This is a genomic window from Bdellovibrio sp. ZFWA1 (assembly GCF_056175665.1).
This window is the reverse complement of the sequence record NZ_JBJKJH010000002.1, coordinates 814058-838733: the sequence shown is the minus strand read 5'-3', so window position 1 is coordinate 838733 and position 24676 is coordinate 814058. Positions and strand designations below refer to the sequence as shown.

General features: G+C 42.0%; 23 protein-coding genes. 10 read left to right on the top strand and 13 right to left on the bottom strand.

Features of this window, described 5'->3' with window-relative positions:
* The first annotated feature begins 18 nt into the window (after nucleotides 1-18).
* The 3 genes from AC04MN_RS13510 to AC04MN_RS13500 all read left to right on the top strand — a co-directional run bounded on the left by AC04MN_RS13510 (nucleotide 19) and on the right by AC04MN_RS13500 (nucleotide 2475).
* Nucleotides 19-480: an RpiB/LacA/LacB family sugar-phosphate isomerase gene (locus AC04MN_RS13510; RefSeq protein ID WP_475383733.1), complete on the top strand. Its 462-nt coding sequence runs from the start codon at nucleotides 19-21 to the stop codon at nucleotides 478-480.
* A 3-nt stretch (nucleotides 481-483) separates the two neighbouring features.
* The gene (glyA, locus tag AC04MN_RS13505; protein ID WP_475383732.1) at nucleotides 484-1725 is read left to right on the top strand and encodes a serine hydroxymethyltransferase; all 1242 of its coding nucleotides are present in this window, start codon (nucleotides 484-486) and stop codon (nucleotides 1723-1725) included.
* Between the two features lie 117 nt (nucleotides 1726-1842).
* The gene (locus tag AC04MN_RS13500) at nucleotides 1843-2475 is read left to right on the top strand and encodes a M23 family metallopeptidase (protein WP_475383731.1); all 633 of its coding nucleotides are present in this window, start codon (nucleotides 1843-1845) and stop codon (nucleotides 2473-2475) included.
* Between the two features lie 163 nt (nucleotides 2476-2638).
* On the opposite strand, the gene AC04MN_RS13495 is transcribed toward AC04MN_RS13500, so the two are convergent.
* Both AC04MN_RS13495 and AC04MN_RS13490 read right to left on the bottom strand, forming a co-directional pair.
* Entirely contained in the window at nucleotides 2639-3634 is a 996-nt protein-coding gene (locus AC04MN_RS13495) for a hypothetical protein (RefSeq protein WP_475383730.1), read from the bottom strand.
* 396 nt (nucleotides 3635-4030) lie between these two features.
* Complete coding sequence (locus AC04MN_RS13490; protein ID WP_475383729.1) at nucleotides 4031-4591, bottom strand: hypothetical protein; 561 nt, start codon at nucleotides 4589-4591, stop codon at nucleotides 4031-4033.
* 229 nt (nucleotides 4592-4820) lie between these two features.
* Here AC04MN_RS13490 and AC04MN_RS13485 point away from each other — a divergent pair, with 229 nt between their 5' ends.
* Complete coding sequence (locus AC04MN_RS13485) at nucleotides 4821-5951, top strand: patatin-like phospholipase family protein (RefSeq protein ID WP_475383728.1); 1131 nt, start codon at nucleotides 4821-4823, stop codon at nucleotides 5949-5951.
* 390 nt (nucleotides 5952-6341) lie between these two features.
* Here the strand turns inward: AC04MN_RS13485 and AC04MN_RS13480 are convergent, their stop codons facing one another.
* Together AC04MN_RS13480 and AC04MN_RS13475 are read right to left on the bottom strand one after the other, a co-directional pair.
* Nucleotides 6342-8249: a potassium transporter Kup gene (locus AC04MN_RS13480; protein WP_475383727.1), complete on the bottom strand. Its 1908-nt coding sequence runs from the start codon at nucleotides 8247-8249 to the stop codon at nucleotides 6342-6344.
* Nucleotides 8250-8266: 17 nt separating this feature from the next.
* Nucleotides 8267-8848, bottom strand: coding sequence for an NADPH-dependent FMN reductase (locus AC04MN_RS13475; protein WP_475383726.1), 582 nt, complete (start codon nucleotides 8846-8848; stop codon nucleotides 8267-8269).
* A 114-nt stretch (nucleotides 8849-8962) separates the two neighbouring features.
* On the opposite strand from AC04MN_RS13475, the gene AC04MN_RS13470 reads away from it, so the two are divergent.
* Nucleotides 8963-9655 (top strand): PilZ domain-containing protein, encoded by a 693-nt coding sequence (locus tag AC04MN_RS13470; RefSeq protein ID WP_475383725.1) that lies wholly within the window; start codon nucleotides 8963-8965, stop codon nucleotides 9653-9655.
* A gap of 34 nt (nucleotides 9656-9689) precedes the next feature.
* On the opposite strand, the gene AC04MN_RS13465 is transcribed toward AC04MN_RS13470, so the two are convergent.
* The gene (locus AC04MN_RS13465; protein WP_475383724.1) at nucleotides 9690-10436 is read right to left on the bottom strand and encodes an MnmC family methyltransferase; all 747 of its coding nucleotides are present in this window, start codon (nucleotides 10434-10436) and stop codon (nucleotides 9690-9692) included.
* A gap of 38 nt (nucleotides 10437-10474) precedes the next feature.
* Between AC04MN_RS13465 and mnmL the strand changes: the two genes are divergently transcribed.
* Complete coding sequence (gene mnmL, locus AC04MN_RS13460) at nucleotides 10475-11467, top strand: tRNA modification radical SAM protein MnmL/YtqA (protein WP_475383723.1); 993 nt, start codon at nucleotides 10475-10477, stop codon at nucleotides 11465-11467.
* Here mnmL and AC04MN_RS13455 read toward each other — a convergent pair.
* Nucleotides 11452-12039: a histidine phosphatase family protein gene (locus tag AC04MN_RS13455; RefSeq protein ID WP_475383722.1), complete on the bottom strand. Its 588-nt coding sequence runs from the start codon at nucleotides 12037-12039 to the stop codon at nucleotides 11452-11454. The genes mnmL and AC04MN_RS13455 overlap by 16 nt on opposite strands.
* 567 nt (nucleotides 12040-12606) lie before the next feature.
* On the opposite strand from AC04MN_RS13455, the gene AC04MN_RS13450 reads away from it, so the two are divergent.
* The 3 genes from AC04MN_RS13450 to AC04MN_RS13440 are packed head-to-tail and all read left to right on the top strand — an operon-like array spanning nucleotide 12607 to nucleotide 16894.
* Nucleotides 12607-15021 carry a ribonucleoside-diphosphate reductase subunit alpha gene (locus AC04MN_RS13450; protein ID WP_475383721.1) on the top strand — a complete coding sequence of 805 codons (2415 nt, stop codon included), beginning with the start codon at nucleotides 12607-12609 and terminating at the stop codon, nucleotides 15019-15021.
* Between the two features lie 59 nt (nucleotides 15022-15080).
* The gene (locus AC04MN_RS13445) at nucleotides 15081-16079 is read left to right on the top strand and encodes a ribonucleotide-diphosphate reductase subunit beta (RefSeq protein ID WP_475383720.1); all 999 of its coding nucleotides are present in this window, start codon (nucleotides 15081-15083) and stop codon (nucleotides 16077-16079) included.
* Nucleotides 16079-16894, top strand: a complete 816-nt coding sequence (locus tag AC04MN_RS13440; RefSeq protein ID WP_475383719.1) for a hypothetical protein — start codon at nucleotides 16079-16081, stop codon at nucleotides 16892-16894. Before AC04MN_RS13445 ends, AC04MN_RS13440 begins: the two co-directional genes overlap by 1 nt.
* Nucleotides 16895-16940: 46 nt before the next feature.
* On the opposite strand, the gene AC04MN_RS13435 is transcribed toward AC04MN_RS13440, so the two are convergent.
* From AC04MN_RS13435 to AC04MN_RS13405, 7 genes are read right to left on the bottom strand one after another with little or no spacing between them, the layout of a single operon-like run.
* Nucleotides 16941-17462, bottom strand: coding sequence for a hypothetical protein (locus tag AC04MN_RS13435; protein WP_475383718.1), 522 nt, complete (start codon nucleotides 17460-17462; stop codon nucleotides 16941-16943).
* A 37-nt stretch (nucleotides 17463-17499) separates the two neighbouring features.
* A complete protein-coding gene (locus tag AC04MN_RS13430; RefSeq protein ID WP_475383717.1) occupies nucleotides 17500-18477 on the bottom strand; it encodes an HTTM domain-containing protein in 978 nt (325 codons plus the stop codon).
* Nucleotides 18474-19058, bottom strand: coding sequence for a hypothetical protein (locus tag AC04MN_RS13425; RefSeq protein ID WP_475383716.1), 585 nt, complete (start codon nucleotides 19056-19058; stop codon nucleotides 18474-18476). Before AC04MN_RS13425 ends, AC04MN_RS13430 begins: the two co-directional genes overlap by 4 nt.
* 31 nt (nucleotides 19059-19089) lie before the next feature.
* Nucleotides 19090-20088 carry a tryptophan--tRNA ligase gene (gene trpS, locus AC04MN_RS13420; protein ID WP_475383715.1) on the bottom strand — a complete coding sequence of 333 codons (999 nt, stop codon included), beginning with the start codon at nucleotides 20086-20088 and terminating at the stop codon, nucleotides 19090-19092.
* The gene (gene scpB / locus AC04MN_RS13415) at nucleotides 20089-21480 is read right to left on the bottom strand and encodes an SMC-Scp complex subunit ScpB (protein WP_475383714.1); all 1392 of its coding nucleotides are present in this window, start codon (nucleotides 21478-21480) and stop codon (nucleotides 20089-20091) included.
* Between the two features lie 14 nt (nucleotides 21481-21494).
* Nucleotides 21495-22613 carry a segregation and condensation protein A gene (locus AC04MN_RS13410; RefSeq protein WP_475383713.1) on the bottom strand — a complete coding sequence of 373 codons (1119 nt, stop codon included), beginning with the start codon at nucleotides 22611-22613 and terminating at the stop codon, nucleotides 21495-21497.
* A 31-nt stretch (nucleotides 22614-22644) separates the two neighbouring features.
* The gene (locus AC04MN_RS13405; RefSeq protein WP_475383712.1) at nucleotides 22645-23304 is read right to left on the bottom strand and encodes a site-2 protease family protein; all 660 of its coding nucleotides are present in this window, start codon (nucleotides 23302-23304) and stop codon (nucleotides 22645-22647) included.
* Between the two features lie 206 nt (nucleotides 23305-23510).
* Between AC04MN_RS13405 and AC04MN_RS13400 the strand changes: the two genes are divergently transcribed.
* Nucleotides 23511-24665, top strand: coding sequence for an acyl-CoA dehydrogenase (locus AC04MN_RS13400; protein WP_475383711.1), 1155 nt, complete (start codon nucleotides 23511-23513; stop codon nucleotides 24663-24665).
* Nucleotides 24666-24676: the final 11 nt, after the last annotated feature.

Here is a 24676-nt window from a genome sequence, read left to right as displayed (position 1 = left end):
AGGAATAAACTCTGACGTATGAAAATTTTTATTGGATCAGACCATGCTGGCTTTACCAGAAAAGAAGAAATTAAAAATGAGTTCCCAACCATCGAATGGGTTGATTTAGGAACTCGGTCTTTGGATTCTGTCGACTATCCAGACTACGCCAAACTTGTTGGTTTGGAAATTCAAAGAATAGAGAAGATCAATAAAGAGCAGCAAATTGAAGATGCTCTTAACGGTCAGGCTTTAGGTCTTCTTATCTGCGGATCCGGACAGGGCATGGCAATTTCTGCTAACAAGTTATCAGGAGTTCGAGCAGCGCTATGCTACAATGTAGAGCTCAGTAAACTTTCGCGCGAACATAACAATGCTAATATTTTATGTCTTGGGTCTCGTTTCAATACCCCCCAAGAAAGCTTTCAAATCTTAAGAACATTTCTTGCCACTCCATTTGCTGGCGGCAGACACCAACTTAGAACCAACAAAATAGGATAATTTATGTTTTCTCATCTTTCTAAAATAGACCCAGAATTAACAGCCGCAATGAACCTAGAGGCAGATCGCCAAGAGTACGGTCTTGAAATGATCGCCTCAGAGAACTACACCTCAAAGGCTGTTATGGAAGCTCAAGGAAGCGTACTTACAAACAAGTATGCGGAAGGCTATCCAGGAAAACGTTATTATGGCGGCTGTGCCAACGTTGATACGGTGGAATCACTTGCCATCGAACGCGCTAAAAAACTATTTGGTATGAGCTATGCCAATGTTCAACCTCACTCGGGATCGCAGGCCAATATGGCGGTTTACCTTTCGGCCTGCAAAGCTGGCGATACCATCTTAGGGATGGATTTATCCCATGGTGGACACTTAACTCATGGCTCTCCGGTGAATTTTTCAGGAATTCTTTTTAAGGCGACTTCTTACAAATTGGATCCAGATTCTGGACTTTTGAATTATCAAACCATCCGCAATACTGCATTAGAGGTAAAGCCTAAATTAATTATCGCCGGTTATTCTGCCTATCCGCGAACTTTGGATTTTGCAAAATTTAAAGAAATTGCGGATGAAGTTGGCGCAGAACTATTAGTAGATATGGCGCACTTTGCAGGTCTGGTTGCAGGTGGCCAACATCCTTCACCCGCAGCTTTTGCGGACTACGTTACAACAACAACTCATAAAACTTTACGCGGCCCTAGAGGAGGCATGATTTTAACAAACTCGGAAGAGAAGGCTAAATTCATGAACTCAAAAATCTTTCCAGGAATTCAAGGCGGCCCCTTAGAACATGTCATCGCGGGCAAGGCAGTTGCATTTAAAGAAGCACTTGAACCTAGCTTCAGAATTTACACGCAGAAAGTTGTAGAAAATGCTAAAATTCTTGCGGAATCGATGCTCTCTGAAGGTTTTAATTTAGTTACAGGCGGAACAGATAACCATCTAATTTTGGTTGATTTATCGAACAAGGAAATCACTGGTAAACAGGCTGAAATTGCTCTTGATGAAGCAGGCATTACAGTAAACAAAAATACGGTTCCCAACGAAAAGCGCTCTCCATTTGTGACGAGTGGCATTCGAATTGGGACCCCTGCTTTAACAACTCGAGGCATGGGCCGCGACGAAATGAAGCAAATTGCTAAATGGATTTCCATCGTTCTTAAAAATGCTGATAATTCAGAATTAAAAAACGACATCCATCAAAAAGTTAAAGAACTTTGCAAACAATTCCCTATTTATAAGTAGTCCTTCTAGTGAGTGAAATTTAAGCAAAACCATAAACCCAGACTTTTCTCTGGTTTTATGGTTTTTTTTTGGTTTTTTTACTGGGCCCTTTTGCTTTTTTTAGCTATATTAAAAGCAATGATTCCTTATTCTTTACGACAACTTGCACTTATAGGATCTGCACTTACTTTAGGCTCTTGCGCGAGTTTTCACACTCCGACATCAAGAAGCCTCGATAAGGCCTATTCTGAATATAACAAGTTAACTCATCCGGATGAAAAAAGAATTCTGGCGTCTGCTGCAGGCATTGCAGAGCCCGACTCCAGCAAAGGAATGTTGTTTGATTGGCCAGTGGATGATGCGCGACTTACTCGCGGCTGGCTCCCGAATAAGCGCCGACCTCATCTTGGGTTAGATCTAGCTGCCCCAAGAGGTACACCGATTCTTGCCTCAAAATCTGGAACCGTCATCTACACTGGCCGTGAATTTCGTGGCTTTGGTAAAATGATTATGATTGAGTCCGGCGATGGCTGGGCCACCCTTTATGCTCATTTAGATAATATCTTTGTCTCAGAAGGACAGGTCGTCACAATGGGTGAAGTTCTTGGAGCTATGGGCCGCACTGGACGTGCGACAGGCGTTCACCTGCATTTTGAGATTAGAAAAGTCAGTGGTCCTGTGGACCCACTTCCACTTCTTCCTAACGGCGAGGAAATCGCACGCAAAATTTCCCAGAACCCCAAACAAGAACAACCCATCTCTCGCCTCTAAATGGGGTCAGGTGTTTTTTCCTAACTGGGGCGCAGCAACCACCTTATTAGTATGACTCTGACACATGCCGGTTAGAAAAAAACACCTGACCCCATTTGGGGGAAATAAAAAAAGCCTCTGCTTGTTCGGCAGAGGCTTTTTGCTTTTTGAGGCTTGCTCTAGATTAGAACAAGTTCAAGTTCGCTGACAAACCTACGTTTGTAAGTTCTGGGCGGATGTCCAAAGGCAAGAATTGTACGTTAGGGTACAAGTAGATATCACGAGTCAAAGCCATTCCGATGCCCATTGATTGGTACGGACGAGCAGCTGTTACCGCAGATCCATCACCTTTGTAGTGAATCATCTGGAAGTAACCGAACACTGTACGGAAAGAGTATTTATCATTGAAAGAGTACTCAGCAAAAGGGAAGATTCCGTAGCCGAAATCGTCTTGTACGTTACCGTCGTCTTTCATAGCTTGAGACAACTCACCTTTGTAAAGAGTTGTATCAAAAGACAAAGCAACCCCACCTGACCAGTTAGACTCGCCAAGGTCAGCAAGAATAGTTTGGTCAAAAGATACGTTACCGAACGCATTTGAACCAACTTCAGCATCAGTTGCATCCTGAGTTGTAAAGTGAGAGTAAGTAGCTCCAGAGATCATCTGCATGCCACCAACTTTGTAAGCACGGCTGTACTCAATATACGGAGTCGCAACTTCATAACGTTTTACATCGTTAGTTCTGTTTTTACGAGGATCTTTAAATTTAGCAGAAGTAACATCACCATGGAATGGGTTCATGATAGTGATACCAGTTCCTACAGAGATAGACTCACGCTCATTAAGACGGTAGTTCATACCAACTGAACCACCCATAGCAGTCAATGTATCGCTTGATTTACCTGAACGGTAGTTTGGACGAATTTTATCCATTGGCTTCTTAACAGATCCACCTGAGTAGCTCAAAGCAGATTTGAAAGAGAACTTAGACTTAGAACCCAACTGAGAACGCATACGAGCGTTTGTGATCTCTTCGTCGATGTCCTTTTTTGTTTCGTCTTTCTTTTGAACTTCTTCAGTTTTTACTGTTGAAGTCGTTGCGTTTTGTGTTGTTGCTTCAGCCGCAAATGCGTTTACTGAACCAGCAAGAATCAGTGACAAAAGGATATTTGCTTTCACTGTTTTCCCTTTCCGTTAATTGTTTAGTTAAATCTAAACTTTGTTACACACCCAATTTGCTTTGAAAGGAAAATGAGAATCCCCATATTTCATCCCCCAAAGTATTTCCCCTACTAACCATTTAAAGGCTTTTTAAACCCCTAAACCCTGGTCCCATTTTGGAGCCAAGTTCGGTAAGAGCAACAAAGGTGCCACGCCTTTAGTCCTATTTCAACACCAAATCTTGACATTAATTCATTTTAAAGGGGCTTTAAGAAACAGATTTTTTGTCCAATAGGGGCTTTTAAGTTCGATATAAGCTGATTAATCACAACATGCTGCGACAAAAATTTCGGGGTGGTGTAATTTGTACACCACCCCGCTTGTGAAACCTTAGAGTTGGAGGCTCTAGCTTTCTTACTTAGAATTTAAGTATCCGATCATACCTGAAGGATCAGAATAGCTACCCGACCAGAACTTCATGAAGGAACCTGGTTGGAACCATTGATAGCGGTCATATGAAGAATTATTAAAGGACTTCTTCACACCTTCTTGAATAACCTCACGAGAACCATTGAAAGCCGATACTGATAAATAGTAGGGCTCACAGTTTGAATCCGCACATGTTGCCTCGATCACTAAAGTTAACCCATTTAAAGTGATCTGACCTTTAACCACTTGCCCATTCGTTGAGTGAACGGTGTAAATGTTTTGAACCTGATCATTGACCATAATTTTTGAAGTGATTTTAAGTTTACCATCAGAGTATCTCTCTCCGGTAATACCCACGACATCTAATTGATAACCTTGAGCATCCGCCTGCTCAGCCGCTATTTGATTTCGAGCTGGATCAATTGCCTGAGCTCCGAAAGCATTTCTTGTATAGCGAGCTTTGAAGCTGCTGTCCTTTTTAGCACACGCTGCTAAAGAAAGTACCGCCACCATCATTGTTATTTTAAAAAAGTTATTCAATTTCATAAAAGCCTCCATGCCATTTGATTAAGCAAGAGACCTGCCAACTGAAATCACACCTAGACCTTCGTAATGATTCGCTATTCTCACTCTGAGAAAGCGTTTCACTCTGAGAAAGCGACAAAATGGGCTTTCTTTTCCACTGGCATGTACATGAAATACACACTTCCCGAAGTTGCAAAGATTGATATTTAGCTGGAATGAGTATTAAATTGAATCAACACATGAGGTGACCATGCAGACATTAGGTCTGGTACTTTCCGGCGGAGGCGCACGAGGCGCTTATCAAGTGGGTGTTCTTTCAGCAATTGCTCACGTCGCTCAGGAGTTAGAAATCGAACGCCCATTTAAAATCTACACAGGCGTCAGTGCCGGTGCAATTAATGCCGCTTATTTAGCTGCCGGACTTGATGACTTTGCAACGACAACAAAAAGCCTCGTAGAACTTTGGTCGAAACTCACAGCAGATCAAATTTTTTATACCAGCACTTTGAATATAGGTAAAATTGGCTTAGGCTGGATCGAAGAACTCTCTTTTGGCGCTCTACTAGGAACAACCCCAGGTCGTTCGTTACTCAATACAACCCCGCTAAAAGAACTTCTTCAAAAAAATGTTAATTTTCAAAATATTCAAACCAATATCGACCAAGGGCATCTGAATGCTTTAGCTCTTACCGCCATGGACTATCGAAGTTCTCGAGGTGTTGTTTTCGTTCAAGGAGCTCCAAATACACACTCATGGAATAAGGCCCGTCATAGCAGCGAAAAAACGATTATCTCGGCAGACCATGTTCTTGCATCTTCAGCAATTCCACTTTTATTTCCACCAGCGCTTGTTGAAAATAGATGGTTTGGAGACGGTTGTGTACGCAATCAGTCGCCTTGTGGGCCGGCTCTGTATTTAGGAGCTGAAAAAATCATGGTCATCGGCGTTCGCCGCAATTCTCAGGTATTATTAAACCAAACAGAGCAAATCGAAAAGAACGCTGCCCCCTCGGTGGCTCGCGTTCTTAACGTTTTATTAAACTCGGTCATGCTTGATGGAGTAGAAACAGATTTAGAGCGCATTCGTCAGATCAACGACTTTGTTGATCGCCTTCCAAAGGACCAAGCTAAATCATTTCGAAAAGTGAATTTTAGTTTCGTGTCCCCGTCTGGAGATATTGGACAGATGGCTTTTCAAAAAGCTTCAAAACTTCCCCGAATTATACGTTACCTACTTAAAGGTCTAGGTTCCATGGAAGATGCTTCCGAGATCATTAGTTACTTGTTATTTGAGCCTTCGTTTTGTACTCAATTGATCGAATTAGGCTTTGCCGATGGAATGAAAAAGCGGGATGATATTGAAAGATTCCTGACGGAATAATAAGAACGGAAATTAGAAAATGCTCGATAACTTAGTTGGACTTAGTAAAGACTTTGGCGAAGACACCATCACCAGCCCCGTGGTGTACATAACGATTATAGCCTGCATTCTAATATGGCTAGTCTATAAACTTATCGCTCCTTATATTTTTGGAACGAATAAAAAAAACCCACTTCATACAAAATCGCACAAATTCAATTTTAACTGCCCTGTTTGTTCTACAAACCTACGGCCAACCTTTGAACGTAATGTTGCTTCAAGGGGGGGCAAACCTGATATCGCAAATATTATTTGCCCCACCTGCGGGACTGCCTCTAGATGGGACGTACTTCAAGAGAATCACCCTGTACTTGAGACTTACAAAAAGAGAGGCTAAAACCTCTCTTTTTTTTAAATTTCAACTTGAATTCCAACTTCGATCACTTGGTTCGGAGGAATTCTAAAGAAGGCTGTTGGTCTGGCCGCATTTTTAGACATAATTGCAAAAAGCTTCTCACGCCACAGCGCCATACCAGGCTCATTACTTGGAAGAATCGTCTCTCGACCTAAAACGAAAGTGGTCTCATCAATCTTAAAATGTATTCCCTGGTTGCGGCACGCATCTAAGATGTGTTTCATCTTCGGAGTTTCCATATAACCATAATTACAAATGATGCGGTAAAAATTCGGAATGATTTCCTGAATCTGAACCCGCTCTCCTTTTGTGATAGTTGGAAATTCCTTCGTTTGAATCGTTAAAATCGCCACCCGAGAATGAAGAACTTTATTATGCTTTAAATTATGAAGCAATGGTACTGGAACACCCCATGGATCCCCGGCCATATATAAAGCCGTTCCCGGAACCCGGACCGGAGGCTCTCGTAAAAGTTTTTGGCAAAAATCCTCTACGCGCATCGAGCGTTCTTTCAATTTTGAGTACAGCAGTCGACGACCTAGCTGCCATGTTGTCATTAGCAAATAAATCACAGCACCAATAACCAAAGGCACCCAGCCTCCATGCGTGATCTTCAAGGCGTTGGCCGCAAAGAAAGCAATATCCATAATTAAAAATGCGCCGAATATGATACCCGCCCGAGCGACACTCCAACCCCATTGAATACGTGCCACTTCAAAAGCTAGAATCGTTGTTATAACCATCGTCCCAGTCACAGCAATACCGTAGGCTGCCGCAAGATTTGAAGACGTTTTAAAAGTTAACACAAGCCAAATTACCCCAGCAAATAAAGACCAGTTAATGAATGGAATGTAAATTTGTCCAATTTCCTGAGACGATGTATGGACAATGTTTAGGCGTGGACATAATCCCAATTGAATTGCCTGTCGTGTGATAGAGAAAACACCAGAAATAAGGGCCTGAGAGGCAATCACCGTCGCTAGAGTAGACAATATTACCAAAGGAACCAAGGCCCACTGCGGAGCCATCAAATAAAAAGGGTTACTAATAGCATCGGGATTCGTAATTAAAAGAGCCCCTTGTCCTAAGTAGTTTAAAATCAATGCCGGCATGGCAACAAAAAACCAAGCAAGGCGAATGGGCTCACGCCCAAAGTGTCCCATATCAGCGTAAAGAGCCTCGCCCCCGGTCACAACTAGAAACACGGAGCCCAAAACAAATCCGGCAATCAGACCGTTATCGAAGAAAAACTGCACTGCATATTTAGGATTGACCGCAATTAGAATGTCCGGATTTTTGGTGATTCCGTAAATACCTAGAGAGGCCAAGACTCCAAACCAAATCAATAGAACAGGACCAAATATAACGCCAATTCGGCCTGTTCCGTATCGCTGCATTAAGAATAAAGCATTCAGAATAAAAATTGTTACAGGTAAAACATAAGGAGATAGATGAGGTGTTGCATACTGAATCCCCTCAACTGCTGAAAGTACAGAAATCGCCGGAGTAATAACTCCGTCTCCATAAAGAAGAGCAGCTCCAAATACCCCCATTACCGTCAACCAAAACTTTAACTTTCCACCATCACCATCTCGCCCCTTGGAAGCTCGCACCGCCAGCGCCATGAGTGAAAGAATACCACCCTCACCTTTATTATCCGCGCGCATAACAAAGGCCATATACTTCACGCATATAACCAACAAGATAGTCCAAAGAATTAAAGATAAAATGCCAACGACATTCTGGGGAGTGAAAGGCAAACCATACTCGTGACCAAAACATTCGCGTAGGGCATAAAGTGGGCTCGTTCCAATATCCCCAAAGACAATTCCTAAGGCACCTAGAGCCAAGAACCAAATAGAGTTTTTTTGAGCATGAGAATGTTCGATAAGAACCTCCAACAATCGAAAACTTAAAGTATTTATTTAACGGGCTGGCGCTTTATGTGTGAGTTTGCATCTAATTCCGATTGCTTAAGAGCCGCACAGAACTTCGTGAAACCTTTAGCCTGCTTAACTAGAAGATCTTGCACAACCGAGTCGGAAATCTGATCGTCTTTTAAAATTTTCCACACATTCATCATAAAAACGCGCTCTGGAAAAATAAATGCATTCCGATAACCAAAAACCTGTTGTAAATGCTCGACGGGTCTTAATCCACCAAACATTCCTCCTAATCCAACAAAACATACAGGTCGATACTCGAAGGATTCAGGAAATTTTAAATGATCGATGAAATACTTCAAAACTCCAGGCATAGATCCATTATATTCAGGAGTCACAACGATCAAACCATCGCTAGATAATATTTTATTAGTAAAGTTGGCTAATACCTCGGGATGAGCAACTCCGTAGTGTGGCCCCGAAAACAAGCCTTCTTTCACTTCACACAGATCCAAGATTTCAACCTGCTCACCTAACTGACTGTAGATAGCTTGAATAATTTTAGAGATTTTTAGAGTATTAGAACCACTGCGATCAGTTCCAGAGATGATGTACTTCATTGAATATTCCTTGATGATGAGTCCCGTGGGCTCAGCTTAAACCCGATTCTGTTATTTTTCTACTAGACAATTAGATACCGCCGAAGCTCTAATAAGTAAAGAAGAGGATAACTCATGAAGATATGGTTTGTTCTACATAACGGGCAAGTGACAGGCCCCAATACTCCCGGGGAAATTGAATCTCTGCTTCCAAATTTAGCAGAGCCCTTGATTTGGGGTAAAGGAAGCTCTGAATGGTTGCCGCCCGACAAATGGCGCAAACAAGTCAAAGAAGTCGAATCCTCAAGACCGGGCACATCCGCCACCGCTCCTCAAGACTTGATCCAATGGAGATATCGAATTGAAGGGAAAGAATATGCCCCTTGCTCGTTCAGTGAACTTTTAAATGTTCTTCGAGGCATGAAGGACTATTCTATTATCGATGTCAGATCGGACAAGCATAGATCTTGGAGAGAAGTTTACACAGTGACATCCATCGTTGAAGCCCTAGGCATAAGCAGACGCAGTGCTCCTCGCGTTCCAATCATGGGAACACTCGATTGCGAAACTGAAAATGGACCTCGAAAACTCCGGGTATTATCCATCTCTGAAGGAGGTCTTGGCGTCGGCGACGCTCACAATCTTCAAATTGGAGAAAAACTTCGCATTCAACTTCAAAGTCCCAACCTCTATCAACCAATTTTAGCAACTTGTGAGGTTGTCTACGTTGGTAAAGAAGGCTATGCGGGTCTGAAATTCACGGTCTTACCGATGGAGTCACAAACTCTGATAATTGAATATGTGAAAAAATTCGATACCGAAGACTAAACCGAACTCTAAGTTCAATAGTTATACCCTCAAGCTAAATTCTTAAAGCCCGCGTAGAGCCTCGCTTGCTCTTAAAACCGTCTCTTTTTTGAAGTTCAAAACCAAGAAATTTAAGCGCTCTTTTAAGATTGCCCTTGGCCGAATAGGTCGCAAATAAGCATTTTTCCTCGGCCCCTTTATCTATAAACCTTACTAAAAATTCTTCTTCCCATAAATGGGGAGACGTCTTCGAACTAAAAGCATCGTACAAAATGCAATGGCTGCGCTTTAGCGGAAGAGTCTCTGATTTAATATCTTTCTGAATATCCTCAACGGTTTTAAAATAATTTTTTAAAACCGACTTAACATCTGAAAGACTTAATTCTAGCGGCAACTGCTTTTGGATGGACATCCAAACTTCATCGTAGGTCATTTGGATCTCGGCAGACAGGGGGCGGTCATAAAGCCAATCAATAAAAGCCTCGCGAAGCTCTGAAACGCTTTCGTAAGATAAAATATGGCCGATTTTTGCGCCTGAAATCAATGAATAGGCAGCTATATTCAGCTCGATATAACCCAAACCAAGACCCACCACGGTAAAACCAACGGGCCCTTTTATTTGCTGAAAAGCAAGATGAATCAACTCTCCGTAAATAAGCTGCGTCTCGCTGGCGGCCCCTCCAGAGTGGTGCATAGCCTCCCCGTGCTGGTAAGCCGGATTTAAAGAACTTAAAAGACGTAAGGACGGGCTCCCGTCTGCAGTCCATTCAATTGTAAAGCCGATATCCTGCCAGTTCTTCATTTGTTTTATTTGCCCCTTTGCGCTATACAAACAAGCCTATGAATCCATTGAGCCCTTCTTCTTCACAAAATATCTTGCAAGAGTCACCTAAAGACGTGCTGTTTCCTGAGTGGAACGGGGCTCCCTACTATCCGATTAAACAATATTACCGCAAGATATTCGGAGAAAAGGTTCATAAGATCCCCGTGTCGGTCGTTGATGACTGCCCAAACCGTCGCGGCCTCAAGGGTATGCAGACCTGTGTTTTTTGTGATGTTTGGGGATCTGCGGCCAATGCCGAGTCACTAACAATGCCGCTTCGAAATCAAATCGAAAAATACAAAGAAAATTTAGCAAAAAAGCACAAAGTAAGCTCTTTTTTAGTTTATTTTCAGGCCTATACCAATACTTTCACAAAAGTTTCGGCCTTAAGGGCGAACTTCGAAACGGCTCTTTCTTACGATTTTGTTAAAGGCTTGACGATTGGAACGCGCCCGGACTGTCTGAGTCCCGCCGTTATGGATCTTTGGCAAGAGATGCACGACCGATCTTTTGTCTTTGTTGAACTCGGCGTTCAATCCTTTAACGAAGATCAATTGCTTTTTATGAGACGAGGACACACTGCGGACGCCAGCATCAAAGCAATCCATAAAATCAGTCAAAATACCAAGGTGGATCTAGGTATTCATCTTATTTTTGGAAACCCCGGAGAAACTGATGAGCAGATTATTGAAACTGCCAAAATCTGCAACGATTTACCGATCACAAATGTAAAGCTTCACAACCTTCACGTTTTAAAACAAACTCCCCTGGAAGAAATGTATGCCAAAGGGGAGTTTACCCCGATCGAGTTTGATCAATACGCTCATCGTGTGGCTCTATTTCTTCAACATCTGGATCCGCGCCTAGCCGTGCATCGTTTAGCGGCCTACTCGTCTCGCCGAGACGAGCTGATTGCACCAGCATGGACGGGAAATAAGATGAAAACCCATCAAGAAATCATCGATCACATGATGAATCAGGGCTTCTTCCAAGGTCAGTTATTCAGATAGATCCCGTCACGGAAACTCCAGATAACAAGTTCGCAATTTTTTAAGGTTTGATGCTGGGGTGTCTTACGAAGAAAAGAGTCCATCGTTCGAATCCAGAAACCATGACCACACACAATACCGGTCTGTTCTGAGCTTGCTAGGAAATCATTTAAAAACAAGAGCCCGCGCTGCAAAAGTTCGTTTTTAGATTCTCCGTTAGGAACTTTAAAATCCCAGTGTTCAAAAGAGAAATCGTACCAGCGCCCCCAGTAGTCCTCCCCGTACTCGGCCAGAATTTCAGGGTGAGTTCTTCCCTCGAAATCACCTAAAAAGACTTCTCTGAGTCGAGAATCTATCTTCAGTGGTAACTTTTGACCTGTTGCTATCAATGCGGTCTCTTGAGAGCGCTTTAGATCGCTGACATAAATGTACTGACACTGTTTGATAGGAAGTATTTCTGCTTGATAAAGCTGTTCTGCTTGGAGCCTTCCAGAAGTATTTAAGTTAATGTCAGAATGACCTTGAAGACGTCGTTCGGCGTTCCATTCTGTCTCACCATGGCGAAAAACATAAAGAGTCTTGGTTTTGTTCATAGGGGCAATTTAAACATTATCCACAGCAATTCACAGCTCAAATGTGCATAAGTACAAATAGGCTTTTAAGTTTCTGTAAGAAGAAGACAGTTAAAAAGCCAAAAAGAACAAAAAAATCAGCCATTAACCGTCTAGACTTAGGTCTTTAGAGCGAAAAATAGGCAACCATGCCCCTTAAAAAGGCAATACACCCAAGTCAATGCTTTCTAATTTTGTGCTTAAATGTTGTGCAACGTCAGAAAAAAAAGATCTAATTTTTGCAAAAAGTTCTTGAATCATTTGAGAAATAAATTCAAAGTTGGAGTTGAGATCACAACCCGCTCTATTGATGGAGCACCCAAAGCGAACCACTAGATATAGTGGTTACCACCGGAGGACGCGATGAATTGCGCCAGGATTCTCAAGCGGCAGTTAAGGATTTAATTCCAACGACGGCCATCGTTTTTTCACTAAATTTTATAAATGCAGTTATGGATTACGATCCTAAGCTGAAGTCTAGGTTTACCGCGAGGGGCGGTAAGCTAAGGCATTTTTTTCGCCCGATGGAACGGGCCCGAGGGGACAACAATGATGCAACATGAGCAGTACGGCGGACATGTAATGAGAGTTAAAAAGAGAGATGGCACTCTTGAACCGGTTGACGTCACAAAAATCGTCGAACGAGTTACTCGATGCTGCCAAGGCCTTTCTACGGTAGACCCGCTTCGCGTGGCAACCAAGGCTATCTCTGGTCTCTATGATGGTGCTTCAACCAAAGAATTGGATAATCTTTGTATCCAAACAGCTTCTCTATTGATTGGTGAAGATCCCGAATATTCAAAGTTGGCGGCCCGCCTTCTTTCGACTTTTGTTGATGAAGAAGTGCGTTCACAAAAAATTCAATCTTTTGCAGACTCTGTTGCTTTTGGCTTTAACAACGGCCTTCTTGCTGAAGCGACCTATAAATTTGTTGAAGCAAACAAAGCAGCTCTTTGTGCTGCCATCGAACCTTATCGCACGGATCGTTTTGAATACTTCGGATTGCGTACAGTTTATGATCGCTATCTTTTGAAAAACCCTATCTCACGCCAAGTTTTCGAAACCCCTCAGTATTTCTTTATGCGTGTTGCCTGCGGTTTAGCTCAGACTGTTGATGAAGCTATTGAATTCTATAGACTCATTTCGTCTCATGATTACCTTGCTTCGACACCTACCCTATTCAATTCAGGAACTCTACGCCCTCAAATGAGCTCTTGTTACCTTTTGGACTCTCCAGATGATGACTTGAAATCAATTTATGAAAAGTACGCTGATGTAGCGATGCTTTCTAAATTTGCCGGTGGAATTGGGGTTTCTTACAGCCGCGTACGGGCTCGTGGTTCTTTAATTAAAGGAACTAATGGCCATTCAAATGGTATTATTCCTTGGCTTAAGACTTTGGACTCGTCTGTTGCTGCTGTTAACCAAGGCGGAAAACGTAAGGGCGCAGCCTGTGTTTATCTTGAAACATGGCACGCAGATATCGAAGAGTTCCTAGAGTTGCGTGACAACACAGGTGACGATCAGAAAAGAACGCACAACTTGAACCTGGCAAACTGGACTCCTGATCTATTCATGAAACGCGTTGAAGAAGACGGTATGTGGTCCCTGTTTGACCCTAAAGTTGTTCCGCACTTCGTGGATATTTACGGGCCCGAGTTCGAACAAGAGTACATCAAAGCAGAAGCCGAGAAAAAGTACACTAAACAGCTAAAGGCTCGTGATCTTTACACTCGTATGATGAAGACATTGGCACAAACTGGAAATGGCTGGATGACATTCAAAGATGCATCCAACATGAAAGCCAACCAAACTGGCGAAGCTGGCAATGTTATCCATCTTTCAAATCTATGCACAGAGATTTTGGAAGTCACAAGCAATAAAGAAACAGCGGTCTGCAACCTTGGTTCAGTCAACCTTGGTCGCCACGTTGTGAACGGAGCTTTTGACTACGATAAACTGGCTCGCACAGTAAAAACTGCAGTTAAATACTTGGACCGCGTTGTTGATATCAACTTCTATCCAATTGGAACGGCAATGGACTCTAACCACAAATGGCGTCCAGTGGGATTGGGAGTCATGGGTCTTCAGGATGTTTTCTTCCAATTGAAGCTTCCTTTTGATTCTGCACAAGCCCGAGAAATCTCTAAAAAAATCCAAGAGGTGATCTACTTTAACGCGTTGTCAACTTCTTGTGATCTTGCTGAAAAGCAAGGGCCTCACACTGCCTTTGAACAAACCAAAGCAGCTAAGGGTCTTCTACAATTCGATCTATGGGGAGTAAAACCTGAAGACACTCAAAAATGGAATGACCTAAAAGCTCGTATCCAGAAGCACGGTCTTCGCAACTCTCTTTTGATTGCAATTGCGCCGACAGCAACAATTGCATCTATCGTTGGTTGCTACGAGGCTATCGAACCTCAAGTTTCAAACTTGTTTAAACGCGAAACTCTTTCTGGAGAGTTCTTACAGATCAATCGTTACCTTGTGACAGAGCTTAAAGCATTGAACCTTTGGAACGATGATGTGCGCACTGAAATCAAGTTGAATGAAGGTTCCATCCAAGATATCGCGGCTATTCCAGCTCGTCTGAAAGAGATCTTCAGAACAGTATGGGAAATTCCAATGAAATCTTTGATTGATATGGCAGCTGATCGCGGCGCTTACATCGATCAAGCTCAAAGCTTGAATCTTTTCCAAGAAGCACCAACTATTGGAAAACTTTCTTCGATGTACATGTATGCGTGGAAGCAAGGTATTAAGACAACTTATTACCTACGCTCTAGACCGGCGACAAAAATCGCAAAAACAACTATCAAAACCAACTTGGGCGAGATCGCAAACGCAAACGGTAAAGCAGAATCAATGGATGCAGCACCAGCAGCTCCTAAAAAAGTTTACTCGGATGCTGAGGTTATCGCTTGCTCACTCGAAAACCCTGAGGCCTGCGAAGCTTGCCAATAAAGGTAGGCTCCCGCTAGTTAGTAACAAGCCGATATAGGCTAGAAATTTTGGAGATTAAAATGTTATTAGATCCTGGTTTTAATTTAACTCTTCGACCAATGAAGTACCCAGTTTTTTACGAAATGTATAAAAACGGTATCAAAAACACCTGGACCGTTGACGAAATCGACTGGTCAACAGACCTATCAGATCTTCACAGCAAGTTAAATACTTCCGAGAAGCATTTGATCAACCGTCTAGTTGCTTTTTTCGCAACAGGAGACAGCATCGTTGGAAACAACTTAGTTCTAAATCTTTACAAACATATCAATGCTCCAGAAGCACGTTTGTATTTGTCTCGTCAGTTGTTTGAAGAAGCTTTGCACGTTCAGTTCTACTTAACTCTTTTGGATAATTATATTCCTCACCCTGATGAAAGAGCGAAGGCCTTTGCAGCCGTTGATAATATTCCATCAGTTAAGAAAAAAGCAGACTTTGCTTTTAAATGGATGGACTCAATCAACGAACTTGAGACTCTTCACACGAAAGAAGATCGTCGTAAGTTTTTGATGAATATGATCTGCTTCGCGGCTTGCGTTGAAGGCCTCTTCTTCTTTGCATCTTTTGCATATGTTTACTTCTTGCGCTCAAAGGGACTTCTTCAAGGTCTTGCGTCGGGAACTAACTGGGTATTCCGTGACGAATCTATGCATATGGCTTTTGCCTTTGAAGTGATTAAAACTGTTCGCCAAGAAGAACCAGATCTTTTCAATGAACAAATGGAAGAAATGGTTGTTCAAATGTTGGAAGACGCTATTGAGTGCGAAATGATGTTTGCAAAAGACATCCTTCAATTTGGTGTTGCTGGACTTTCAGAAAAAGACATGCGTCAATACCTTGAGTATTGTGCGGATCAACGTCTTGAAACACTTCACATCGCACCTCGCTACAATGCGAAGAATCCATTCGATTTCATGGAACTGCAAGACGTTCAAGAACTTGCAAACTTCTTTGAAAGAAGAGTTTCAGCTTACCAAACTGGTATCTCTGGGTCTGTGGCATTTGACGAAAGCTTCTAATGCGCATTAAAGAGAACCTCTTTTGGGGCTTGATCTTAGTTTTGTTTTTCTTAGGAGGCTACCTGCACGGTAGCCTTCCTTTTTCTAAAATCAAACGTCTTCTGAATCCCGACAAGCAATTGAGGATCTTAATTCACTCTCCAAGTCTTTTACCTGAAGAGCTTTTACAGAAATTGCAAAAAAAATCCTACACTCTACGTATTGATCCAGTTCAGTACTATGACGACCTCAAAGTAGAGCTTCTGAAATCACCAGGCCCAGATTTGATCTTAATCCCGCATAGCTGGGTTGCTCCTCTTCAAAAGGAAAATCTATTACTAAGAACATCAAATAGTCTTTTTAATGAATTTGCCGTCGACTTTCAAAACCACAAAAATCTTTTCTATCCTTGGTTTTGGTTTGTAACTAAAAGCTTCAGTATCGCAGAAAAAAATAGTGATGTAATATCAGCTGATTCTGACTCTACCTACTGGATAGAGACCTTAATTAACGATGGACCGGCCTTAATAAAGCATGAATCCAAAAACGTTTTTCTTCCTCATGTTATGAAAATTGAAAACACCCATTCGTCTTTTGTTCCTGGAAAATCAAAGCTTTGGGTGTTTGGCTGGAGCCTCCCAAAAACAGCAGAGTCGGCGGAGGACTCATTAAATCTTTTAAAAGATCTTTACGAATATCCCATTTACGAAAGCGCCTTATTAACCGTTCCTGCCGCTTCAGTACTAAAGAGAACAGACAGTGAGCCATGGGAGCATTGGAAAAAGCCACAATCACTTCGAGATCTTCCCTTTGATCAAATAACGATAAAAGAATAAAAAAAGGCGGCCGAAGACCGCCTTTTTATTTAATTATTCATATCAATTATTGAGTCACCGTAAACTGAACATACGATGTTCCGCCCGAAGCTGGATTATCGATAGCCTGACCATTTTCAGAACCACGAATCATCGCAGTCAAATAATAGCCGGCAGGCGCAGTTAGGCTTCCTAAACGAACACTTGCCGAGAATCGACCATTCACACAAGAGACAACATTGGCCGTTCCCACATTTAAATCAAAATAATCTGTCGTTTTAATATTCCCCGTCGAAGCAGGAATTCCGGTACTAATTTGAAGATAAATTCCAGATGAAGCGTAGGGACTATAGCAAGTTCCCGTGATATCTAATCGATTGTCGGCTCCCACTTTTAGCGTATAAGCACCACTATCGATCTGCACCATCAATTGCTCTGGCTTCGCCGTGATAGTCGAAGCACACCCCGGAGGACACTCTGCCTTTTTTGCAGAGTCGGAAAGTAAATCATTTTGATTGAAAGAGCCGCAGGCCGAAAGACCTACCGCAATCATAGAGATAGAAAGAAGTCGGATTGACCTTAGAAACATAGCTTCCCCCTGCTATCTATCTTATCGGCAAAAGAAGCTAAAACCCGACCTTTTTCTTGAGTTGTTCCCAATTTGAGACGAAGTATTTTTGATATTCCAGATCGGACAGGAAAAGTAAATAGGTCGAGGTCATTACCAGAGAGAACACCATCAATCCCATTGTAATTCCAATCCCAAGGTGAAACAAAACTCCTAATCCTAGCCAAATATTTTTTGTTTTACGAGAGTTAACGGCTACCGGCCAAAATATCTCGTAGATCACCGTAAAAAACGTCATGAACGCTATAAAAAAAGGAAAGTGTTTTATAAAAGTAAAATCTGCCACCGTTTGTTGAGGGTTGGCTAAAACATTCCAAAGAGCCGTCCCTTCCCACCAACTAGAACCTTTTAATTTTTCAAGTCCCGTATAGCAATAAATCGTGCACATCTGAATTTGTAAAAGACGAACGCCCACGGAACCTAAAATATCCGTATGACTTTGAATTCGAAATTTAAAGAACCCAGGCCACTTCTTTACTAAAAAGCTTTTTACTGTCCAAGACTCAAAACAATTAGTTAAGGAAAGTAAAAACAACAGTATAGTTCCGATATGATCGGCGCCAAAAACAATCGAATAATTTCTTTGTATAAAGGCAATTTGTAAAATCCAGGCGATTAAAACCAGAAGCCTATTTCCTACTCCGATAAAAATCAATCCCAAGCAAAGAACTAAAAGATAATGGAAAAAAGGCCCCCACGAATCGCTCCAGAAAAACCACGAAAAAGGGGGGCGAAGCATTTCCGGCATAACAAAAAACCGTAAAGAACGGGGCATCCATGAAGCATCTGTATAATAATCCAAATGAAAGCTTCTCATCAATGCCATGTAAAACAGTGTGCCCGTTAATAGTAAACGAAAAAGCCCCAGCACTGATGTCGAACGCGGTCTAAACCACCAATGATCCCACTTGCCCCAAACGAAACTGAAGAGCCGATAAATAAGATTTTTCACTTCTGTTAACATCTTGTGATTCATAACCAAACTTTATCCTGCTCACCAGTGCAATTGTGATCGACCTTAATAAACTGAAGTTCTTGACTCAACTCCTGAACGTCACGATTCATTGATGTCTGAGCCGCATCAATTGGAGGTACAGTTTCCATTACGTATTCCATATAAACATTCTCGGCTCCGGGATATTGGCGACAAATCCACGGCCCCATAAGAACACCAAGTCGCTTATGATCTAACAGCATAAAGCGCATGACCGTCCAATCACGTTTTCCTCGAATATCCGTTGCTGAGTGATTTTTCTCTTTCGGAAAAAAACCTTCGACGGATTCTTTGTCTGAATCCTGAAAATAAACCACATAACGTAGATACAAAACATGAGCCGGGTCTGGAGAGAAAAAACTCCAACCAACATTCAACCCCATTGCATTGGCGTAGGGATATATCAAAGGCAGCTGCCGTCCTAAAAAACTAAAGGCATTTGGCATCACAATCATAGAAAGCACATGAACGACAATCCAAATTGAAAGTGAAATTTTAAAAACAAAAATCAGGAATCTTTTATTCATCATGTATATTTGAACATCACTTAATGGCCTATTCAAATGAAAAGCTCCCTCTCGGGAGCTTCTTTCTTTACTTTATTTGAATCAATCCTGTTTTATTATACACATCATCTAAAGTCTTCGCTGCAACAACACGTGCGCGTTCAGCACCTTTTCTCATTTCAGCCTCAAGATAATCTCGGTTTTTCATCAAGTCATCGTACTTTGCTTTAACCGGAGAAAGCGTATTCACAACGATCTCTGCCAAATCCACCTTTAAATGCCCGTACATCTTGCCTTCATAAATTTTCTCGATTTCGTCGTAAGACTTACCAGAAAGGACAGAATAAATAGTCATCAAATTAGCAAGGCCTGCTTTATTTTCTAAGTCAAACTTTACAACTGTGTCCGAATCCGTAACCGCGGATTTGATCTTCTTTTCAATTTTTTTCGCATCATCGATAATAGATACAAAGTTTTTTTCATTCTCGTCAGACTTAGACATCTTTTTGGACGCATCCTGAAGAGCCATAATGCGAGCCCCTGTTTTGCCAATATATGGTTCAGGCATTTTAAAAGTCCCTTGCCCGTATCTATTCTGCCAGAAACCGACAAGATCACGGCAAAGCTCTAAATGCTGTTTCTGATCTTCACCAACAGGTACAAGATCCGCTTGATAAAGCAAAATATCCGCAGCCATTAAGGTTGGATAAGTGAATAGACCTGCGTTGATGTTTTTCACATGCTTTTCGGCTTTTTCCTTAAACTGAGTCATCCGATTTAGATAACCCATCGGGGTTAAACAAGTCAGAATCCACATCAATTGGGTATGCTCTGGAACATGAGACTGTACAAAAATAGTATTTTCGGAGGGATCCAAACCCAAAGCTAAGTATTGAGCATAGAAACTAAACGTACGATCACGCAAAACAGCAGGGTCTTGTTCTACAGTTAAGGCATGCAAGTCAGCTAGGAAATAAAAGCAATTGTACTCTTCTTGTAGCTTGGTCCAATTATTAATCGCACCAATGTAGTTACCAAGAGTTAAATTACCCGTGACAGTGCTTGCACTTAAAATCGTTTTTTTCATTTATTGCTCGACCTCGTCTGCCTCATCAATAAAAGGTAACTCATCATCTTCGTTCTCTTCATTATCTTCAGAATCAAAAAGAGCTTCTTGCTCTTCTAGCTCATCGCTGCTGGCTTTATCTAGGTCTTTATCTGACTCAAAATCAGCAATCGCGGCCTGAAGTTCTTCAGAAAAATTTTCATCAGAAGCCTCAGTTACTGCCTGCTCACTTTCAGTGGAATCTGCCTGAACTGCTTCTAGAGAGTCTTCACTCTTTTTCTTTTTAGAGCCCAAAGAGGCCATTTTTTCTGCTTTTTGCTTCTCTTCAAACTCCACTAAAGTCATCCCGGAAGCTAAAGCTTCATCATATTTCTTAAGCCAATTTTGGTCTCGAGTAGATACTGGTTCACCCATAGTTAAGGCTTCACGAATATTTTGAGCTCGCTCTTGATTGCGCTTCTCGGCCTGGCGCTTTTTCTCTTCTTCAAAGAAGTTCGAACTCGTAGAAATCTCGCCTAATTGCTCTTCGATTTTCATTAATTCGTCTTCACCGGCAGAGTAACTCATAATAGTCACTTGCTCTGACAAAGAATCCGTGATCGATGAAAGGGTTGGCTTTTGTTCTGGTTCCTCGCCAATCCCCTCAGGAAGGATTTCATCGATTTGTGATAAAGTCGGCAATTCCTTAAGATTTCTAAGACCAAAAATCTCTAGGAACTTACGAGTAGTCCCATATTGCATTGGTCTTCCTGGCAACTCAGACTTTCCTTGAAAATTAACTAAGTTCTTTTCCATCAACGCGCGAAGCAAGTGACCAGACTCGACGCCGCGAATTTCATCAACCTCTGCTTTTACAATAGGCTGTTTGTAAGCAACAATTGCTAACGTCTCTAAAGCCGGGCCAGACAACTTAAACTGACGAGTCTTTAAAGAGCGACGCAACCACTCTAAATTATCTACTTTAGTGCGTAACTGATAGCCGCCTGGAACTTCTTCCAAAGTAACTCCGCGACGACCACCCGCGTACTCGACCATCAACTGATCTAAAGTGCGCTTGATCTTTCTGGTATCAATATTTGTACCTTTAAATACTTCTTTAATTTGCCCTAAAGAAACGGGACGATCACTTGCAAAAAGTATAGACTCCATGATCGACTCAAGGCGCTCTTCTTCTACGAATTCAACTTCTTCAATTTCCGCAGCCTCAAATGAATCTAGCTCGGTCCCTTCAAGATCTAGACTTTCCTCAGACTCTTCATTTCCATCTTCATCAGAAGCCTCAGGTAAAAAACCTTCCGTTTCCTCTTCTTCTTGAAGGAAGACAGACGCCTCGGTGGTCACATACTCATCACCAAACTCAGCCTTCATTGCTTCTTCAAGTTCATTTTCATTGAAATCTTTTACATCTGACATGGAACTATCCCCTCTTATACTTCTTGCTCAGAATCTTGATCATTTAAAGTCACTTGTTCAGAGCCCAACACATCTGTTGAATCTCCAAAAAGCTCTTTCTCGGCAGCGAAGATCTCGTCGTCGCTTGCTAAATCAGCAACTTCCATGTCATTTTCAATAATTGAATCAAGATCATCCCCATCCTTAAGGACAAAATCATTTCCTAAAATTTCATCAGCGCTTGCCACCTCACCAACATCCTCTAGACCAACCAGTGGCTCTAGAGAAAGCTGAGCTTGTGACTCGTTTTCTTTTAACAGAGATTGTAATTCTTCTTCTGCTGCGGCCTCTTTTTTAGCCTTGGTAATCATCGCTTCAGCCGAGGCTTCTGCGCCCATCGAATCGTATTCTTCAACCCGAGAGATAGCATCACCTTCGATAGGCTTCTTTGTATCAATCCAGATGTCTCCGTAAACTTCACTTTGATATAAGGAAACAAAACCCATTTTCCCAAGTTCAAGAGCTGACAGGAAAGTGATTAGCAACTGTTTACCCTTGTTTTCTGCCGCACCCACAAGATCCATTAAGATCACTCGCTGACCAGGAATAAGACGATCTTTGATCTCCAAAATTCGTCCAGCGATGGATTGTGTTTTTTGTGCAACTTGGTGAATCTTCTTTTTTGCAGCTTTAATGATACGGCGATAACTCCCGATCAAAGAAAACAGAGCGTTTTCTTCTAAGATGATTTCATCTTCCTTGGGCTGAAGCGTTTCGCGCATTCCACGAATCCATAAATCACGCCCTAAAAGGGGACGTTCATACAAGGCTTTAGCCGCTTCTTGATATTTTTGGTATTCAATCAGCTTCTGAACTAGTTCTTTACGTGGATCCTCAGTTTCTACGATTTCGCCATTTTCATCATACTGTGGAAGTAACATTCTAGACTTAATCTGAATTAAAGTGGCAGCCATAGCTACAAATTCGCCAGCTACTTCCAAATCCAATTCCTTCATTAGTTTGATGTACTCTAAATACTGATGAGTGATTTCATGGATTTTAATATCCATAATATCCATCTCTTCTTTACGGATAAGATAAAGAAGCAGTCCAAGAGGTCCTTCAAATTTAGGAAGTTGAACGTTAATACTCATTTACACACCTTTATTAAATAAAAAAATAAATCTAAAGAGCACCACTCAAGGCCCAGTTAATCAACAGACTATGAGTCCACATCACTGGAACTGCCAAAACTCGCAAAACGCCAGTTAAAACCAATGCCATCAAAATCAAGCTGGTCACATGCTCATTTTGCTCGAGCTTGTAATTCAAACTTGCTGGTAAAAAGCGCGCCAACACCTTACCCCCATCCAGCGGGTGCAAGGGTATTATGTTAAATATCGCAAGAAACAGATTTGTTCCGATAAAAACATTCAATAAATTGATCAAAGCCTTAGCAAAACTCAGAACTGCTCCATAACGAACGATCAACGCAATACCTAATGCGCCGACCAACGCCAGGAATACGTTCGATAAAGGACCCGCCAGAGCAATCCAAAACATATCGGTTCTGACATTTCTTAAATTACGTGAATTCACAGGGACCGGCTTCGCCCAACCAAAAAATATAGGAGAAGAAAAAGCAATGGCCATCAAAGGCAAAACAAAGGTTCCCAACACATCAGCATGAGCCATCGGATTCAATGTTAAGCGCCCCATCACTTCTGCGGTATTGTCACCTCGCAATTTCGCAACAAAGCCATGCGCAAACTCGTGAAAGCAAAGCGCAAACAAAAATGGAATGAAATAAATACCGATTTTCGCACCAATCTCTAATAAATCCATAACTTAACGCTAAACAACCCCTAGACTCTTGTCTAGCTTATGTCGGAGTTTGCTGAAACTTCATGCAGTAATTATGTTGCAGTGCTTAACGAGAAAAGCTGACGCACATCGATCAAGCTCGGGTAGCCTTTGACAAGACTTGAATTTATTCAGCTGAAACGCTAGCTTAACTAGGCTTTCAATACAACATTTTTAAGGAGTAGCTGATGTCTCACATGCCTGCATTAACAATGCTTTCCGAAGACGAAGTGGCATTTCGCGACGCCGTTCGTGCGTTCGCTGAATCTGAAATTAAACCTCTAGTAACTCATATGGACGAAAAAGCTGAAATGGACCCGGCTTTAGTTAAAAAGCTTTTTGAAATGGGTTTAATGGCGATCGAAACGCCCGAGCAGTATGGCGGCGCGGGCTCTTCATTTTTCATGGCCTGTCTAGCTGTTGAAGAGCTTGGCCGTGTTGATGGGTCGGTTTCTGTTCTTTGCGACGTCCAAAATACTCTGGTTACCAATGCGTTTTTACGCTGGGGAACTCCCGCTCAAAAAGAAAAATACCTAAAAAAGATGGCATCCGGCAGCGTTGGCGCCTATGCCTTGTCCGAGTCTGTCTCTGGATCAGATGCTTTCGCCTTGAAGCTTCGCGCCGAGCAAAAAGATGGAAAATACATCCTAAACGGCTCTAAGCTTTGGATCACTAATGGCAAAGAAGCTGAAGTTTTCATTTGCTTTGCAAACTTAGATCCATCTAAAGGCTATAAAGGTATTACAGCTTTCATCGTTGAAAAAGGATTTAAAGGATTCACCGTTGGTAAAAAAGAAGACAAGCTTGGTATCCGCGCTTCTTCAACTTGCGAGTTACTATTCGACAATTGTGAAGTTCCAATGGAAAACGTTCTTGGTGAGGTAGGAAAAGGCTACAAAATTGCTATTGAAACTTTAAATGAAGGCCGCATTGGTATTGGCGCTCAAATGGTTGGTATCGCTCAAGGTGCCTATGAGGCGACCTTGAATTATGTTAAAGGACGTGAACAATTTGGAAAACCGATTGCTCATTTCCAGGGCGTTCAGTTTCAACTAGCTCAAATGCGCACTGAACTAGAAGCTGCTAGATTGATGGTCTACAATGCCGCTCGCTTGAAGGATGCTGGCCAGGATTTCATCGAGTCAGCAGCTATGGCAAAACTTTACTCTTCAAAAGCTGCTGAAAAGATCACTTCATTGGCAGTCGATCTTTTCGGAGGCAATGGCTTCACTAAAGAGTATCCAGTGGAAAAATTCTGGAGGGATGCAAAAATTGGTCAAATCTACGAAGGAACGACCAATATGCAACTTCAAACGATTGCAAAAATTGAACTAGACAAATAAGACGCGAACCC